General features: G+C 71.8%; 13 protein-coding genes and 1 pseudogene. 3 read left to right on the plus strand and 11 right to left on the minus strand.

Annotated elements, in window-relative coordinates; genetic code table 11:
- Nucleotides 1-251, plus strand: a pseudogene (locus ACFQ3T_RS27340) (hypothetical protein); the annotation flags it as partial.
- A gap of 66 nt (nt 252-317) precedes the next feature.
- On the opposite strand, the gene ACFQ3T_RS27345 reads toward ACFQ3T_RS27340, so the two are convergent.
- The 9 genes from ACFQ3T_RS27345 to ACFQ3T_RS27385 all read right to left on the minus strand — a co-directional run bounded on the left by ACFQ3T_RS27345 (nt 318) and on the right by ACFQ3T_RS27385 (nt 7,433).
- Nucleotides 318-1,115, minus strand: coding sequence for a sensor domain-containing diguanylate cyclase (locus tag ACFQ3T_RS27345; protein WP_380727331.1), 798 nt, complete (start codon nt 1,113-1,115; stop codon nt 318-320).
- 67 nt (nt 1,116-1,182) lie between these two features.
- Nucleotides 1,183-2,124, minus strand: coding sequence for an exonuclease domain-containing protein (locus tag ACFQ3T_RS27350; protein ID WP_380727333.1), 942 nt, complete (start codon nt 2,122-2,124; stop codon nt 1,183-1,185).
- Nucleotides 2,125-2,143: 19 nt separating this feature from the next.
- On the minus strand, nt 2,144-2,707 hold the full coding sequence (locus ACFQ3T_RS27355) for a TetR/AcrR family transcriptional regulator (protein WP_380727336.1): 564 nt from the start codon (nt 2,705-2,707) through the stop codon (nt 2,144-2,146).
- Between the two features lie 181 nt (nt 2,708-2,888).
- Complete coding sequence (gene dnaB, locus ACFQ3T_RS27360; RefSeq protein WP_073897890.1) at nt 2,889-4,250, minus strand: replicative DNA helicase; 1,362 nt, start codon at nt 4,248-4,250, stop codon at nt 2,889-2,891.
- 409 nt (nt 4,251-4,659) lie between these two features.
- On the minus strand, nt 4,660-5,118 hold the full coding sequence (rplI, locus tag ACFQ3T_RS27365) for a 50S ribosomal protein L9 (RefSeq protein WP_380727351.1): 459 nt from the start codon (nt 5,116-5,118) through the stop codon (nt 4,660-4,662).
- A gap of 13 nt (nt 5,119-5,131) precedes the next feature.
- Entirely contained in the window at nt 5,132-5,371 is a 240-nt protein-coding gene (gene rpsR, locus ACFQ3T_RS27370) for a 30S ribosomal protein S18 (RefSeq protein ID WP_015805710.1), read from the minus strand.
- Nucleotides 5,372-5,422: 51 nt separating this feature from the next.
- A complete protein-coding gene (locus ACFQ3T_RS27375; RefSeq protein WP_380727338.1) occupies nt 5,423-5,920 on the minus strand; it encodes a single-stranded DNA-binding protein in 498 nt (165 codons plus the stop codon).
- A gap of 13 nt (nt 5,921-5,933) precedes the next feature.
- Nucleotides 5,934-6,281, minus strand: coding sequence for a 30S ribosomal protein S6 (gene rpsF / locus ACFQ3T_RS27380; RefSeq protein ID WP_380727340.1), 348 nt, complete (start codon nt 6,279-6,281; stop codon nt 5,934-5,936).
- Nucleotides 6,282-6,416: 135 nt separating this feature from the next.
- Nucleotides 6,417-7,433 carry a hypothetical protein gene (locus ACFQ3T_RS27385; RefSeq protein ID WP_380727342.1) on the minus strand — a complete coding sequence of 339 codons (1,017 nt, stop codon included), beginning with the start codon at nt 7,431-7,433 and terminating at the stop codon, nt 6,417-6,419.
- Between the two features lie 211 nt (nt 7,434-7,644).
- On the opposite strand from ACFQ3T_RS27385, the gene ACFQ3T_RS27390 reads away from it, so the two are divergent.
- Both ACFQ3T_RS27390 and ACFQ3T_RS27395 read left to right on the plus strand, forming a co-directional pair.
- Nucleotides 7,645-8,412 carry a deoxyribonuclease IV gene (locus ACFQ3T_RS27390; protein WP_380727344.1) on the plus strand — a complete coding sequence of 256 codons (768 nt, stop codon included), beginning with the start codon at nt 7,645-7,647 and terminating at the stop codon, nt 8,410-8,412.
- Between the two features lie 5 nt (nt 8,413-8,417).
- On the plus strand, nt 8,418-9,818 hold the full coding sequence (locus ACFQ3T_RS27395) for a glycosyltransferase family 87 protein (RefSeq protein ID WP_380727346.1): 1,401 nt from the start codon (nt 8,418-8,420) through the stop codon (nt 9,816-9,818).
- A gap of 13 nt (nt 9,819-9,831) precedes the next feature.
- Here the strand turns inward: ACFQ3T_RS27395 and ACFQ3T_RS27400 are convergent, their stop codons facing one another.
- A complete protein-coding gene (locus tag ACFQ3T_RS27400; protein ID WP_380727348.1) occupies nt 9,832-11,400 on the minus strand; it encodes a glycosyltransferase family 87 protein in 1,569 nt (522 codons plus the stop codon).
- A gap of 260 nt (nt 11,401-11,660) precedes the next feature.
- Nucleotides 11,661-14,072, minus strand: a 2,412-nt coding sequence (locus ACFQ3T_RS27405) for a transglycosylase domain-containing protein (RefSeq protein WP_380727350.1), incomplete at its 5' end; no start/stop codon positions are given.

Raw genomic sequence — 14,072 nt, forward strand, 5'->3', positions numbered from 1 at the left:
CGCAGCCCCGGACCGCCGCCCCGGCCGTCCCCTCGGTGCCCGGCCTCCCGCAGGCGCCCCAGCTGCCGTCGACCCCGCAGGTGCCCGCGGTCCCGCAGGTGCCCTCGCTGACCGGCCTGAACGTCAACCCGCTGCCGGGCTCCCCGACCGCCCCGGTCGCGGACCGCACCGTCTCCCCGGCCCTGGCCGGGCTGGACGCCCGCACCCTGTTCGGCGCGTTGGAGCAGACCGCAGTGCTGCCGCGCATCTGATCCACCCCCACCGCGACTGGACCCCCGGCACCCCGTGCCGGGGGTCCGTCCCGTTTCCGGGGGGCCTCACCCGCGCAAGCGCTCCTCGGCGTTCGCGATGACCGAGTGCAGGGGCGCCTCGCCGTCGCTGGTCACCCAGCACACGCGCACGCCGGGCCGGACGCGGTCCGGGCCGAGGCGCACCGTCCGGTCGGCCAGCTCGCGCACCCGTTCCGCGACCGCCTCACCGCTGCCGTTCGCGTGCTCGGCGACCACGGCGAACGAGTCGCCGCCGTACCGCGCCACCGTGTAGTCGTCCCGTAAGCCCTGTCGGAGCCGCCGGCCGATCACGGTCAGCAGCTCGTCGCCGCGCTCGAAGCCGCACGACCGGTTCACCGCCGCCATCCGGTGCACGTCCGCGAGCACCAGCGACGCCAACGTGCCGTGCGTCCGGGCCCGGATCAACGCCTGGTCCAGCCGGTCGAGCAGGAGCGCCCGCCCCGGCAGCCCGGTCAGCGCGTCGAGCAGCCCGGCGCTGTGCGGCACGTCCGCCTGCACCGGCCGCAGCAGCACCAGGACCTGACCGCGCGACTCGATCGGGTGGTACTCCGCCCACACCTGCGCGTGCGGCAGCGCCATCGGCAGCGTCAGGGGCGAGCCGGTCCGGAGCACCTGCGACGCCAACTGCGCCCGGCTGGGCAGCGGCGCACCGGAGTCGTCACAGGCCCGCGCGTCACCCAACAGTGATTCCGCGAGCGGGTTCGCCGCGAGCACCACGCCGTTCTCGTCCTGGAGCAGCACCCCGACCGGCAGGTCCGAGACGAAGTCGTCCCACACCGCCCGGGAAGCCGTCCTCGGCACGGTGCTCGTCTGCGCGGTACTCATAGGACTCGTGCCTCCCGCCGAGCGCAGGGCCTGTCCGTCAAGAGCCTCCCCGCAGGTAGCGGGCTTTTCAATAGCCCCGGCGCCACCCGGTCCGGTGATCTTTGGCCAGCGGTGCGCCACCCAGCCGGTCGAGCATCCCGGTGAAGTCGTCCTCCGACACGATCGGCACCCGGTAGGAGCGCGCCCGACGTGCCTTGGTGGACAGCGTGAACGGGTCGGCAGCCACCACCACGCGCGTCGCCTTGGTCACGTAACCCTGGCTGACCAGCCCGAACGCCGCGGCCCGGTCGACCCACACGTCCCGCGGCGCGTGCATCTGGCCGGTGAACACGACCCGGTCCCCGCGCGCCAGCGTCACCGGCACCGGTCGCCGCGCCTCCGCCACGGCCACCCCGCGCCGCACCTCGGCCACGTCCGGGACCACCGGCTCGACGTCCGCGCCCGGCTCGACGTCCGCGCCAAGTGGCAGGGGCCGGGCGCCCGCGACCGGCGGCACCGGGAGGGCGTCCGGCACACCCGACCGCAGGTAGTGGGCGAACAGCCGGGCCGTCGCGCGGGCGTCGTGCAACGCGGAGTGCGCCGATTCGAGCACCACCCCCGCCGCCTCGCAGCACGCCCGCAGCGACCGCCCCGCCCGGTGCGGCAGGTAGCGGTCGGCCAGGCGCATCGTGCACAGCCCGGTCACCGGCAGGTCCACGCCGGCGCGGGCGAACTCGGCGGTCAGGAACCGGGCGTCGAACGACAGGTTGTGCGCGACGACGACGTGCCCGGCGAGGCGTGCGGCCAGGCCCAGGGCCGCCTCGGCGAACGTCGGCGCGTGCCACACGTCGGCCGCGCGGATGCGGTGCACGTGCTGCGGCCCGAGGTCGCGTCCGGGGTTGAGCAGGGTGCACCACTCGTCGGCCACCCGGCCCGCGTCGTCCAGCCGGACGACCGCGACCTCGACGATCCGATCGGAACTGCGCGCGGAGAACCCCGTCGTCTCCACGTCGACCACGGCGTACCCCATGTTCGACGAACCTTACCGATCATGGTCGGTCGCTCAGCGCCCGGAGCACGAGATCCACGACCGCGTCGGTGAAGTCCTCCGTCAACGGCGCCGTCCGCAACAACCACCGCTGGTACAGCGACCCGAGCAGCAACTCGGCCGCCGCCGACACGTCGACGTCCGGCCGCACGTCACCGAGCCGCTGCGCCGACCGCAGCCGGTCCTCCACCACCATCCGGCGCGGCATCAGCAGCAGCGTCACCAGGTCCGTCCGCGACTCGTGCACGAGCACCCGGCACACCTGGTCGAACCGCCGCTCGGCCAGCTCGCCGACCGCGAGCCGCAGCTCCCGCTTCAGGTCCGCCGCCAGGTCGCCGCTGGGCGGCGAGTCGTGCCCGACCGGTCCCAGCTCCACCAGCGCGTCGAACAGCAGCGGCCCCTTCGACGGCCACCAGCGGTAGATCGTCTGCTTGCCCACCCCGGCCCGCGCCGCCACCGCCTCGATGGTCAACTTCGAGTAGCCGAGCGCCTCGACCAACTCCAGCGCGGCCACGAGGATCGCCCGCCTCGAACGGTCGCTGCGCCGCGCCGCGTCGGGTGGCATCCCTTGATCGTATGCGCAGTTCTGCGGTCCGGGAACGCCCCGAGACCGGTCACGCGCCGCCGCACCGAAGTCACCGCGACGGGCTCGTGCGCGGCACAGCCCGGCGGCCCGCGATCACCGCCACCGCCGCGTTCGGACCCACCGCGCACACGGGCGGGCCTCGGTCTCGCGAACGCCGACGTCAGCCCTGGGCGAGGTCGGCGAAGCGGCTGTAGTGGAGCTGGTGGGCGACGGTGATGGTGGCGGTCGGGCCGGCGCGGTGCTTGGCGATGATCAGGTCCGCCTCGCCGGCGCGCGGGTCGTCGCGCTCCCACGCGTCCGGGCGGTTGATCAGGATCACCATGTCGGCGTCCTGCTCCAGCGAGCCGGACTCACGCAGGTCGGACAGCTGCGGGCGCTTGTCGGTCCGCTGTTCCGGACCGCGGTTCAGCTGGCTGATCGCGATCACCGGCACCTCGAGCTCCTTGGCGATCAGCTTCAGGTTCCGGGAGAACTCGGAAACCTCCTGCTGGCGGGACTCGGTGCGCTTGCCGGACGACATCAGCTGGAGGTAGTCGACCACGACGAGCCGCAGGTCGTGGCGCTGCTTCAACCGCCGCGCCTTGGCCCGGATCTCCATCATGGTGAGGTTCGGCGAGTCGTCCACGAACAGCGGCGCCTCGCTGATCTCGCTCATCCGCCGGGCGAGCCTGGTCCAGTCGTCGTCGCTCATCCGCCCACCGCGCATGTCGCCGAGGCGGATGCGCGCCTCGGCGGACAGCATGCGCATGACGATCTCGGTGCGCGACATCTCGAGCGAGAAGATGGCGCTGGTCAGCCCGTGCTTCACCGAGCACGACCGGGCGAAGTCGAGGCCCAGCGTCGACTTGCCGACACCCGGCCGGGCCGCGACGATGATCATCTGGCCGGGGTGCAGGCCGTTGGTCAGCTCGTCCAGGTCGGCGAAGCCGGTGGGGATGCCGAGGGACGAGCCGCCGCGCGACGCGATGGCGTCGATCTCGTCCATGGTCGGCTGGAGCAGCTCCTCCAGCACCACGTAGTCCTCGGTGGTGCGGCGCTCGGTGACCTCGTAGATCGCCGCCTGCGCCCGGTCCACCACCTCGTCCACGTCGGCACCCTCGGCGCCGTTGTAGCCGAGCTGCACGATCCTGGTGCCCGCCTCCACCAGCCGCCGCAGCACGGCCTTCTCGGCCACGATCTCGGCGTAGTAGGAGGCGTTCGCGGCCGTGGGCACGGTGGCGATCAGCGTGTGCAGGTACGGCGCGCCGCCGACGCGCAGCAGCTCGCCGCGCCGTTCCAGCTCGGCGGACACCGTGATCGGGTCGGCCGGCTCGCCCCGCCCGTAGAGGTCGAGGATGCAGTCGTACACCGCCTGGTGCGCGGGGCGGTAGAAGTCGTTGGGAGCCAGGACCTCGACCACGTCCGCGATCGCGTCCTTGCTCAGCAGCATGCCGCCCAGCACCGACTGCTCGGCGGCGAGGTCCTGCGGCGGCTGTCGTTCGAAGCCGGGCTCTGCCATGCCCCGGTCGTCCACCAGCGCCACCGTGAGCTCACCCCAATCTGCTGCCGTGCCTGTTGTACCTCGTGGGTCCGACAAAGTCCGCGTGCCACACGCCCGGTGATCCAGCGACGCTAGAGCCACCTGGATGGCGTAGGCAAACGCTCCTGTGGACAAGTCGGTGGACAGGTTGGGGATGGTCGCGCCGAGCTGACCACAGGCCTGGGGAAAGCTGTGGACAACCTGGGTACAACTCGGCCCAAGACAAAAGTTCCCGCAGGTCAGACCCTGTGGATAACTTTGTGGAAAAGTAGTTGGTCACACCCTCGGCGTGTCGCGCGCCCCATGCCCTTCGGCGTGTCGCGCACCGGGCGTCACCCGAGTTGTCCACAGCCCGACGTGCGAAAGCGCCGCCCGACCAGAACACCTGGTCGAACGGCGCTTCCGGGGTGCTTCAGCTCGCGGCCGCGACCTCGACGGCCAGCGACACGGTGACCTCCGGGTGGAGCCGGACGCTGACCGAGTGCTTGCCGAGGGTCTTGATGTGACCCGAGAGCTCGACGGCCCGCTTGTCGAGCGTGGGGCCGCCGGCGGCGCGCACGGCCGACACGACGTCGGACGTGGTGATCGAGCCGAACAGCTTCTTCGAGCCCGCCGCGGCCTTGGCCTTCAGCGTCACGGAGCCGAGGCCCTCGAGCGAGGCCTTGATCTCCTTGGCGTGGTCCAGGTCGCGGACCCGGCGGGTCTCCTGCGCCCGGCGGATGACCTCGACCTGCTTGGCCGCGCCCTTGGTGGCGACGATCGCCAGGCCGCGGGGCAGCAGGTAGTTGCGGCCATAGCCGTCCTTGACCTCGACGATGTCGCCGGGGCCGCCGAGGCCGGTCACGTCAGCGGTGAGGATGAGCTTCACGATGCCGTCCCCTTTCTCAGCGAGCGGTCGAGGTGTAGGGCAGCAGCGCCATCTCGCGGGCGTTCTTGACGGCGACCGCGACGTCGCGCTGGTGCTGGGAGCAGTTGCCGGTGACCCGGCGGGCACGGATCTTGCCCCGGTCCGAGATGTACTTCCGGAGCAGGGTGGTGTCCTTGTAGTCGATCAGGTTGGCGTTCTTGTCCTTGCAGAACGCGCAAACCTTCTTCTTGGGCTTGCGCACAGGCGGCTTGGCCATGTGTGAACTCCTGGTATTACGCAGTGAAGTGTGGAGTGGACCGGTGCCGGTCTAGAAGGGGGGCTCGTCGGCGAAGCCACCGGAGCCGGCCGGGGGCGCGGAGCCCCACGGGTCGTCGGCCGGGGCGCTGCCGCCGCCACCGCGAGACTGACCGCCGCCGCCGAAGCCGCCGCCGCCGTCTCCACGGCTCACCTTGTTGACCTTCGCGGTCGCGTAGCGCAGCGAGGGGCCGATCTCGTCGACCTCAAGCTCGATGACGGTGCGCTTTTCGCCTTCCTTCGTCTCGAAGGAACGCTGGCGCAGCCGCCCGGTCACGAGCACGCGCGAACCGCGGGTGAGCGACTCGGCCACGTTCTCCGCGACCTGGCGCCACACGTTGCACCGCAGGAACAGCGCTTCGCCGTCCTTCCACTCGCCCGTCGCCTTGTCGAACGTGCGAGGGGTGGATGCCACGGTGAAGCTCGCCACCGCGGCGCCGGACTGGGTGAAGCGGAGTTCGGGATCGGCGGTCAGGTTCCCGACCACCGTGATCGTCGTCTCGCCTGCCATGGTCGGCGGGCCCCTAGGCCTTGACCTTGGCCGCGGCCTTGGCGGCGATCCGCGCGGCGGTCTTCGCGGCCTTGGCGGGCTCGCGGCGGATGACCTTGGTGCGCAGCACCGTCTCCTGGAGGCCGAGCTGGCGGTCCAGTTCCTTCACCGCGTCGGGGGTCGAGATCAGGTCGAGGACGGCGTAGATGCCCTCGGAGTTCTTGTTGATCTCGAAGCTCAGCCGGCGCTTGCCCCACACCTCGACCTTCTCCACGTTGCCACCCGTGGTGCGGATGACGTTGAGGAACGTGTCGAGGGACGGCGCGATCGTGCGCTCGTCGAGACTGGGGTCGAGGATGACCATCACTTCGTAATGACGCATGAAGACCACTCACCTCCTGTGGACTCGGCGGCCACGGACTTTCCGTGGCAGGAGGGTCGTCGCGTCAGCAACCCGTGAAGGGTAACAGGCCACCGGGATGCCCTCCCCGGTGGCCTGTTCGAGCAGCTCAGAGCGTCAGGAAGCGGTGGGGGCGGTGGCGCGGCGCAGGACCCACGTCCGCACCAGCGCGCCCGTCACGCACGACAGCAGCAGCACGGCGAGCAGCACGGGAGCCGCCACGCCGCCGCCCATCCGGCCCACGCCGGGCAGCGCCTGGGCGCGGCCCGCGGTCTGCACGCCGTCCGAGTCGCCGCCGCCGGGCAGCGCGAACCCGGGCTGGTACCCGCTCACGCCGCCGCCGTAGCGGACGCCCGGTGACGGCGCGTACAGGCCGGGCATGGCGAACGGCAGGGAGCCGTAGCCGAACAGCGGCACGCGGCCGAAGTTGGCGCCCCACGGGTTCGTGCCGTACAGCGGCACGTCGAGCGCGCCGACGCCGCCGACCGGCGCGAACGGGCTCTGGTTGGCGGGCGTGCCGCCGGGGTTCCCGGTGCCGGGGTTCGTGCCCGGCTGACCGGTCTGCGGCGGCGTGCCGGGGATGGGCGTGGGCTTGGCGCCGGGCTGGCCGGGCGCCTGGCCGACGGCCTGCTGCGACGCGTCCGCGAGCGCCTTGGAACCGTCCTGGACGGGCGCGGCGGCGGCGTTGACGCCCTGCACGGCGACGCCGCACAGCTTGGTCAGCTCGGTGCGCACGCCGTTCGAGAGGGTGACGATGATCGGTCCGAGCAGCGGCAGCTTGGCCAGCTCGGCGTTGACCTTGTCGGCGATCACGGCGCCGGTGATGACGCCGGAGCCGGTGGGGATCGCGCCGATCGGGATGGGCGGCAGGGCGGAGAACGCCTGCCGGAACGGGTCCACGAGCGGCGGCCCGAGCAGCGGAACGGCGCGGATGAGCTGCACCACCGGGTCGAGCACCGCGGTGGGGCTCAGCGACACCGGTGTGCCGGGCGCGCCCTGCACGGTCGTCTTGCAGTCCCCGACGACGACGGGTTCGGCGGCCACGGCCGATCCGGAGCCCGCGGCGACGCCGGCCGTTCCGGCCGCGAGCACGACCGCGACCGCGCCCAACAGCCGTGTGAGCCGGGTCCGCATGGTCTGGCCTCCTGACGTGCCGCGCCGGTTACCTACTTGCAAGTAACGAGCGTAAGTCCTGTTGGTGACGCGAACCATCCCCCGTGGCGACAAATTTAGGCATCGGTGGAAGGCGCGGTGCCGTGCGGGGGCGCGGGGCGGCGAGTGGAGGGGGCGTGCGCGGCAGGCGGTGGGCGGCGGTGTGTCGTACCGCCCGACTACCCTGCACGTCATGCGCATCGGGGCCCACGTCCGCGACGACGACCCACTCGGCGCGGCGGCCGAGCGCGGCGCCGACGTCGTCCAGTTCTTCCTGGCCGACCCGCAGGGGTGGAAGGCGCCGAAGCCGCACCCGCAGACCGACGGGTTGCTGGCCTCGGAGCTGGACGTCTTCGTCCACGCGCCGTACCTGGCGAACGTCGCCTCGCTCAACAACCGCATCCGCATCCCGTCCCGCAAGATCGTGCTCCAGCACGCCGAGGCGGCGGCGAAGGTCGGCGCCAAGGGCCTGATCGTGCACGGCGGGCACGTCACCAAGGGCGAGGACCCGGCCGAGGGCATCGCCAACTGGCGCAAGATGTTCCAGCGGCAGGCGGAGAGCGGCGGGTTCGCCGTGCCGATCCTGATCGAGAACACCGCGGGCGGCGAGAACGCGATGGCCCGCACGTTCGACATGCTCGGCCGGCTGTGGGACGCGGTCGGCGAGTTCGGCGCCGGGTTCTGCCTCGACACGTGCCACGCGTTCGCCTCCGGCGAGGACCTGGTCGGCATCGTCGACCGGGTGAAGGCCATCACCGGCCGCATCGACCTGGTGCACCTGAACAGCTCCCGCGACGAGTTCGGCTCCGCGCGCGACCGGCACGCCAACATCGCCTCCGGCACCATCGACCCCGCCCAGCTGGTCGCGGTGGCCGCCGCGGCCGGTTCCCCGGTGCTGGTCGAGACCCCGGACGAGGGTCAGGCGGAGGACATCGCGTTCCTGCGCGAGCACCTGGGCTGACGGGCGTGACACGGCAGGCGGTGGCCCCGGAGCGGCCGGGCGCCCCGTCACGGGCTCCGGCGCTCGGCCGGGCGGCGCTGGCGGCCGTCGTGCTCCTGTGCGGGTTGACGATGTTCGCGGGCTTCCTCAACAAAGACCGCTGCACGGGCCCGTGGTTCGACCAGTGGGGCCGCAGCGCGCCGGACTACGAGCGGCGCAACAAGGCGGACGTCTGCTACTCCGACATCCAGCACCTGTGGATCGGGCGCGACATCGACCGGCACGTGTTCCCGTACGTGAGCGGCGGCATCGACAGCCGGGGCGTGCTGGTCGGCGGGGTGGTCGAGTACCCGGTGCTGACCGGGCTGCTGATCTGGGCGGGTGCGATCCTCGCCGAGAACGACGGGGCGTTCCTGCTGTTCTCGGCGTTGCTGATGGCGCCGTTCGGGCTGGCGACGGCGTGGCTGCTGGGCAGGTTGAGCCGGTGGCGGGCGCTGGTCTGGGCGCTCGGACCACCGCTGGTGCTGTACGCGTTCCACAACTGGGACCTGCCGGTCGTGCTCTGCGCGGTGGCGGCGGTGCACGTCGTCCACCGGGGCTGGGGGCGGCGCCGGTGGGGGTTCGCGGCCCGCGCGGAGGTCGCGTCGGTGCTGCTGGGCCTCGGGTTCGCGTTCAAGATCTACCCGGCGTTCTTCGTGCTGCCGCTGTGCCTGTACGTGCTGACCGGCGGTCCCGGCGGCCGGTGGCTGCCGGCCGGGGCGCGGTACGACGTCATGGGCGCGGTGCGGGTGGCGCTGACGGCGGTCGTGACGGTGGTGCTGGTCAACCTGCCGTTCGCGGTGGCCGGGTTCAACGGCTGGCTGGCGTCGTTCACGTTCCAGGGCCTGCGCCGGGTGGACATCACCACGAACTCGGTGTGGTTCTGGTCGATGCGGCCGTTCGTGGAGGACGCGACCATGCAGGCCGTGGTCGGCGTCCTGTCGCCGGCGACGGTGCTGGCGTCGTTCGCGCTGGCCTGCGGGCTGGGTTGGCGGCGCTACCTGCGGGAGGGCACGTACCCGTGGGTGGCGGTGTCGGCGGCGATGCTGTGCGGGTTCCTGCTGCTGCACAAGGTGCACTCGCCGCAGTACACGCTGTGGCTGGTGCCGATGTTCGTGCTGCTGCGGGTGAACTGGGCGTGGGTGGCGGCGTACTTCGCGGCGGACGTCGCCATGGGCATCGGCATCTTCCGCTGGTTCTACGCGATCCAGTTCGGCCAGCCGTCCGGCATCTACGACGGGTTGGCGGCGCAGGCCGTGGTGATCGGCGTCTGGGGTCGGGCGGCGCTGCTGGTGGCGCTGTTCGTCGTGTTCCTCAAGTCCGAGGTGACGTTCGCCGACCGCCTGCCGGCCCGCCGGCCCGAATCGCCGGCGAGCCGCGCGCCGTGACGCGACGCCCCGGTCAGCCCGTGGCGGCGTCGACCGGGGTGGCCGGCTCGCGCCGGCGGAACCGCAGCACGAACCGGTCCGGCGCGCCGTCGACGAACCCGCCGCACGGGTCGTCGTCGCCCGCCTGGCGCACCTTGTCGAGGTCCGGCCGGTAGATCTCCCGGACGATGAGGACGCACAGCAGGATCACCATGACGTCCCGCGCCACGACCGTGCCGAGGAACCAGTCGATCGGCAGGCCCTTGTTCTCCACGCCCAGGTAGAAGAACATCCGCGGCACCCAGACCAGGGCGTCCACCGCCATCCACGCCAGCAGCAGCTTCCACCGCGGCAGCGCGAGCACCGCCAGCGGCACCAGCCACAGCGAGTACTGCGGGCTCCACACCTTGTTCGTCAGCAGGAACGCGGCCACCACGAGGAACGCCAGCTGCGCCAGCCGCGGCCGCCGCGGCGCGGACAGCGTCACGAACCCGATCGCGGCGCAGCACACCAGGAACAGCACGGCGCTGACGGTGTTCAGCACCTCCGGCGCCTGCCCGTGCGCCAGGCCGGGGTCGAAGCCCTGCCACCCGGTCCACTGCGCGATGACGTTGTAGATCGAGTCGGGGTCGACGCCGCGCTCGGTGTTCAGCCGGAAGAACTCGCGCCACCCGGCCGGGTACTGCAAGGCGATCGGCGCGTTCACCAGCGCCCAGGTCGCCAGCGTCGCGCCGAGGGTCGTCAACCCGGCGCGCAGCCGGCCCGACCGCCAGCACAACAGCAGCAGCGGCCCGAGCAGGAACAGCGGGTACAGCTTCGCCGCGCCGCCCAGCCCGAGCAGGATGCCCGCCAGCACCGGCTTCTTCCGCGCCCACGCGAGCATGGCGGCCGTCGCGAACGCCGTCGCGAGCGTGTCGAAGTTCGTGAACGCGTGCACCACGACCAGCGGCGACACCGCCACCAGCACCGCGTCGTACGGCCGTCGCCTGGCCAGCTGGGCGACCGCGTACGCCGTCACGAGCCACGCCAGCGCCAGCCACAGCGCGGTGATGTTGAAGTACACGATCACGGTCATGGGGTTCGGCAGCCACCCGGACGCGGCGATCGCCGTCCAGCCCTGGGCCATCCGCGCGTTGAGCAGCTGGAACATGCCCGTCAGCACGGGGTACTCCATGTACCGCACGTGCGCCGTCGGCTTGCCCTCGTCGTCCACCCACGACGTCTTGTAGGGGAACGTGTCCCGCTTGTCCAACCGCTCCGCCGTGTACAGCGGCACGGTGTCGGAGTAGCACATCGCGGTGAACTGCTTGCTGCCCCGCCAGTCGAGCTGCACCACGCCGTTGTCGTCCACGTACTGCTGGACGCACGGCGACTTCTGGAACCACGCCAGCGCGAGCGTCACGACCGCGAACAGCAGCACCACCCGCAGCGGCGTCCAGAACCACTGCCGACCGACCGACGCGTGCCGGCCGACCGGTCCGCCGATCGGCTTGCTCGCCGCGCGGGCCAGCGGCTCCGTCCAGGTGGGGTTCACCCGCTCCTCGGGGCTGAGCGAGTCGGTGTCGTCGGCGTCGGCCTGCGAGGGCTGCGAAGGACTGGCCACGGGCACGGATGCTACGGGCACCGGTCAACAGCGGCCGTGAGGTCCGGCGGGGCTCGCCGTCGGGACGGGCCCGATCGTTCGGGAACCCCCGTCAACGCCCCGTGAACGTTCTGGAACGGCCGCCGATGCCCTCGAACGCCGGGAGCGGCCGCCGACGCCCGGGAACCCCTGGGAACGGCCGCCGATGCCCGCGAACACCCGCGAACGGCGAAGGGCCCGGCTCGGCGGTGTGCCGGGCCGGGCCCTTCGAGGTGCTCAGGTCACCCTGTCGGCGGTGGAGCGCCGTTGCCGACTCCCGGGTCCGGGGCGTTCTCGTCGGTCGACGTGGGCGTGGTCGGGCAGACCAGCCCCGTGCACGGCCGACCGGTCCGCGACGTCGTCGGGGGCTGAGTCGTGGTGGTCGGCTCCTGCTGCGACGTCGTCGGCTTGCGGTCCCGGTCCTCGTCTTCCTTCTTCTTGTCGGTCGTCGTCGTGGGCGGGTTGCTCGGAGTCTTGACCGGCTCCTTGTACTGGCCCAGCGGCTTGGCCTTCGGCAGCGGCTCCGGGGGGGTGCCGGCGAGGGCCTTGTCCATGAACTTCTTCCAGATCTGACCCGGCAGGCCACCACCGAAGATCGGCCGGCCCTGGGCGTCCTGCAACGGCTTGTTGCCCTCGTTGCGACCCATCCACACCGCGGCGGACAGCGACGGCGTGTAGCCGACCATCCACGCCTTCGAGTTCTGGCCCGCGTCGTCCGGGAGCTCGTGCGTGCCGGTCTTGCCCGCGCACTCGCGACCCGCGCACGGGATCTTCGAGTACGTCAGCACGGGCCGGAGCGCCTCGGTGACGTTGTCGGCGATGTCCTGGCTCTTGATCGGGTCCGGGTCGAACGCGGGCCCGGACTTGTCGATGTGCTGGTGGACCGCCTTGCCCTCGCTGTTCGTGATCTTCGAGATGAAGAACGGCTCGTGGTAGACGCCGCGCGCGGCGAACGTGGCGTAGGCGGAGGCCATGTCGAACGGCCGGACCTGCGCCTCACCGCCGCCGAGCGCGATACCCGCGTTCGGCGCGCCGCCGTTCTCGTTCACCAGGAGCTTCTTCTTCTGGTCGCCGATCACCACCTCTCGCGGGATGCCCGCCTGGTGGGCCGCCTCGGCGACCGGCTGCGTGCCGATCTCCAGCACCATCTCGTAGAACACGGTGTTCAGCGACTTCTCCATCGCCTTGCGGATGGAGCACTGCTCGCCGCACTCGTTCCTCGGGTCGGAGGCGTTGCGGATCGTGATGGGCCGGTCGCCGACGTTGTTGAACGTCTTCGGCGAGCGGCCGTCGTAGGTCGTGCCGAGGCCCTTGCCCGCCTGCAGCGCGGCGACCAGGTCGAACGGCTTGAACGACGAGCCGGCTTCCTGGAGGGTGCCGCGCGCGTAGTCCAGACCGGCGCCGTCGGCGCCCGCGTAGTACGCCTTCACGCCGCCCGTGTGCGGGTCGATGGCGGTCAGCGAGGACTTCAGGACGTCCGTCGGCTGGCCCTCCATGACCTCCCTCACCGAGTCCTCGGCCGCCTGCTGGGTGACCGGGTCGATGGTGGTGTGCACGGTGACACCGGTCCGCTGCGCCTTGTCCAGGTCCCAGCCGACCTTCGCCATCTCCTCCAGCACCTGCTGGCGGATGTGCAGGCGCGGACCGCTCAGGCCCGACTGCCCGGACCGGTCGACGGGCACCGGCACCTGCTGGGTCTGCCGGTACTCCTGGTCGATCCAGTTGTACTTGAGCATCTGGTTCATCACGTACTCCCAGCGGTCCGCCCGGTACGTGGCGATCTCCGAGTTGCTGGGGTTCTGGATCATCCCGGCGAGCAGCGCGGCCTGCGACGGCGTGACCTGGTTCAGGTCCTCGACGCCGAAGTACTCCTTGGCGGCCGTCTTGATGCCGTACGCGGACCGGCCGAAGTAGACCGTGTTCAGGTACGCGGTCAGGATGGCCGGCTTGTCCTGCTGCTGCGACATCTTGTACGAGGTGACCATCTCGTTGAACTTGCGGCTCAGCGTGCCGTCGTCCTGGTCGGTCGCCTTCTTGACGTACTGCTGGGTGAGGCCGGAGCCACCGGACTCCCGGTCGGTCACCTGGTACCAGGCGGCGCGGGCGATGGCCGTCATGTCGAAGCCCGGGTTCGTCTCGAACGTCGGGTCCTCGGCGGCGAAGACGGCGCGCTTGATCGTCTCCGGGATGTCCTCGTACTTGACCATGGTGCGGTTCGCGCCGTCGGGCGCGATCTTGGCCAGCTCGTCGCCGTTGGCGTAGAGGATCGTGATCGCCTTGTCCTGACCGGCGGCCACCTCCTCCGGGATCGGCACCTCGACGACCTGGTAGGCGATCGCGAAGGCGACGACCGGCGCCAGGAGCATCAGGCCGAAGGCCACGTAGGTGGCGCGGCGCACGCGGCGCCAGACCTTCTTCCGGCGCACGGCGCGGGCCTCCTCCTCGGTCAGCTCCTCGTCGTACTCGTCGTCGTAGAACGGCTCCAGCTCGACCTCGTCCTCGCGGTGCGTGAGGAGCTCGGGCTCGCGCGGCGTGGTCTGGTAGACGGGCGGGAGCAGGTCCGTCGGCTCTTCACCGGGACGGCGCTCGGGGCCGGGGCCGCCGGGACGGCGCGGACCGCCGGGGCCACCCGCCGGTGGACGGCCGCCGGGCGG

Source organism: Saccharothrix hoggarensis (genome assembly GCF_042678885.1).
Taxonomy (GTDB): Bacteria; Actinomycetota; Actinomycetes; order Mycobacteriales; family Pseudonocardiaceae; genus Actinosynnema; species Actinosynnema hoggarensis.

What these genes read in the sequence shown, in the direction of transcription:
- ACFQ3T_RS27375 (WP_380727338.1), bottom strand. Translation starts at nt 5,920, where the DNA reads ATGGCAGGCGAGACGACGATCACGGTGGTCGGGAACCTGACCGCCGAT.
- ACFQ3T_RS27390 (WP_380727344.1), top strand. Translation starts at nt 7,645, where the DNA reads ATGCGCATCGGGGCCCACGTCCGCGACGACGACCCACTCGGCGCGGCG.
- ACFQ3T_RS27350 (WP_380727333.1), bottom strand. Translation starts at nt 2,124, where the DNA reads ATGGGGTACGCCGTGGTCGACGTGGAGACGACGGGGTTCTCCGCGCGC.
- ACFQ3T_RS27355 (WP_380727336.1), bottom strand. Translation starts at nt 2,707, where the DNA reads ATGCCACCCGACGCGGCGCGGCGCAGCGACCGTTCGAGGCGGGCGATC.
- ACFQ3T_RS27385 (WP_380727342.1), bottom strand. Translation starts at nt 7,433, where the DNA reads ATGCGGACCCGGCTCACACGGCTGTTGGGCGCGGTCGCGGTCGTGCTC.
- ACFQ3T_RS27345 (WP_380727331.1), bottom strand. Translation starts at nt 1,115, where the DNA reads ATGAGTACCGCGCAGACGAGCACCGTGCCGAGGACGGCTTCCCGGGCG.
- rpsR (WP_015805710.1), bottom strand. Translation starts at nt 5,371, where the DNA reads ATGGCCAAGCCGCCTGTGCGCAAGCCCAAGAAGAAGGTTTGCGCGTTC.
- rpsF (WP_380727340.1), bottom strand. Translation starts at nt 6,281, where the DNA reads ATGCGTCATTACGAAGTGATGGTCATCCTCGACCCCAGTCTCGACGAG.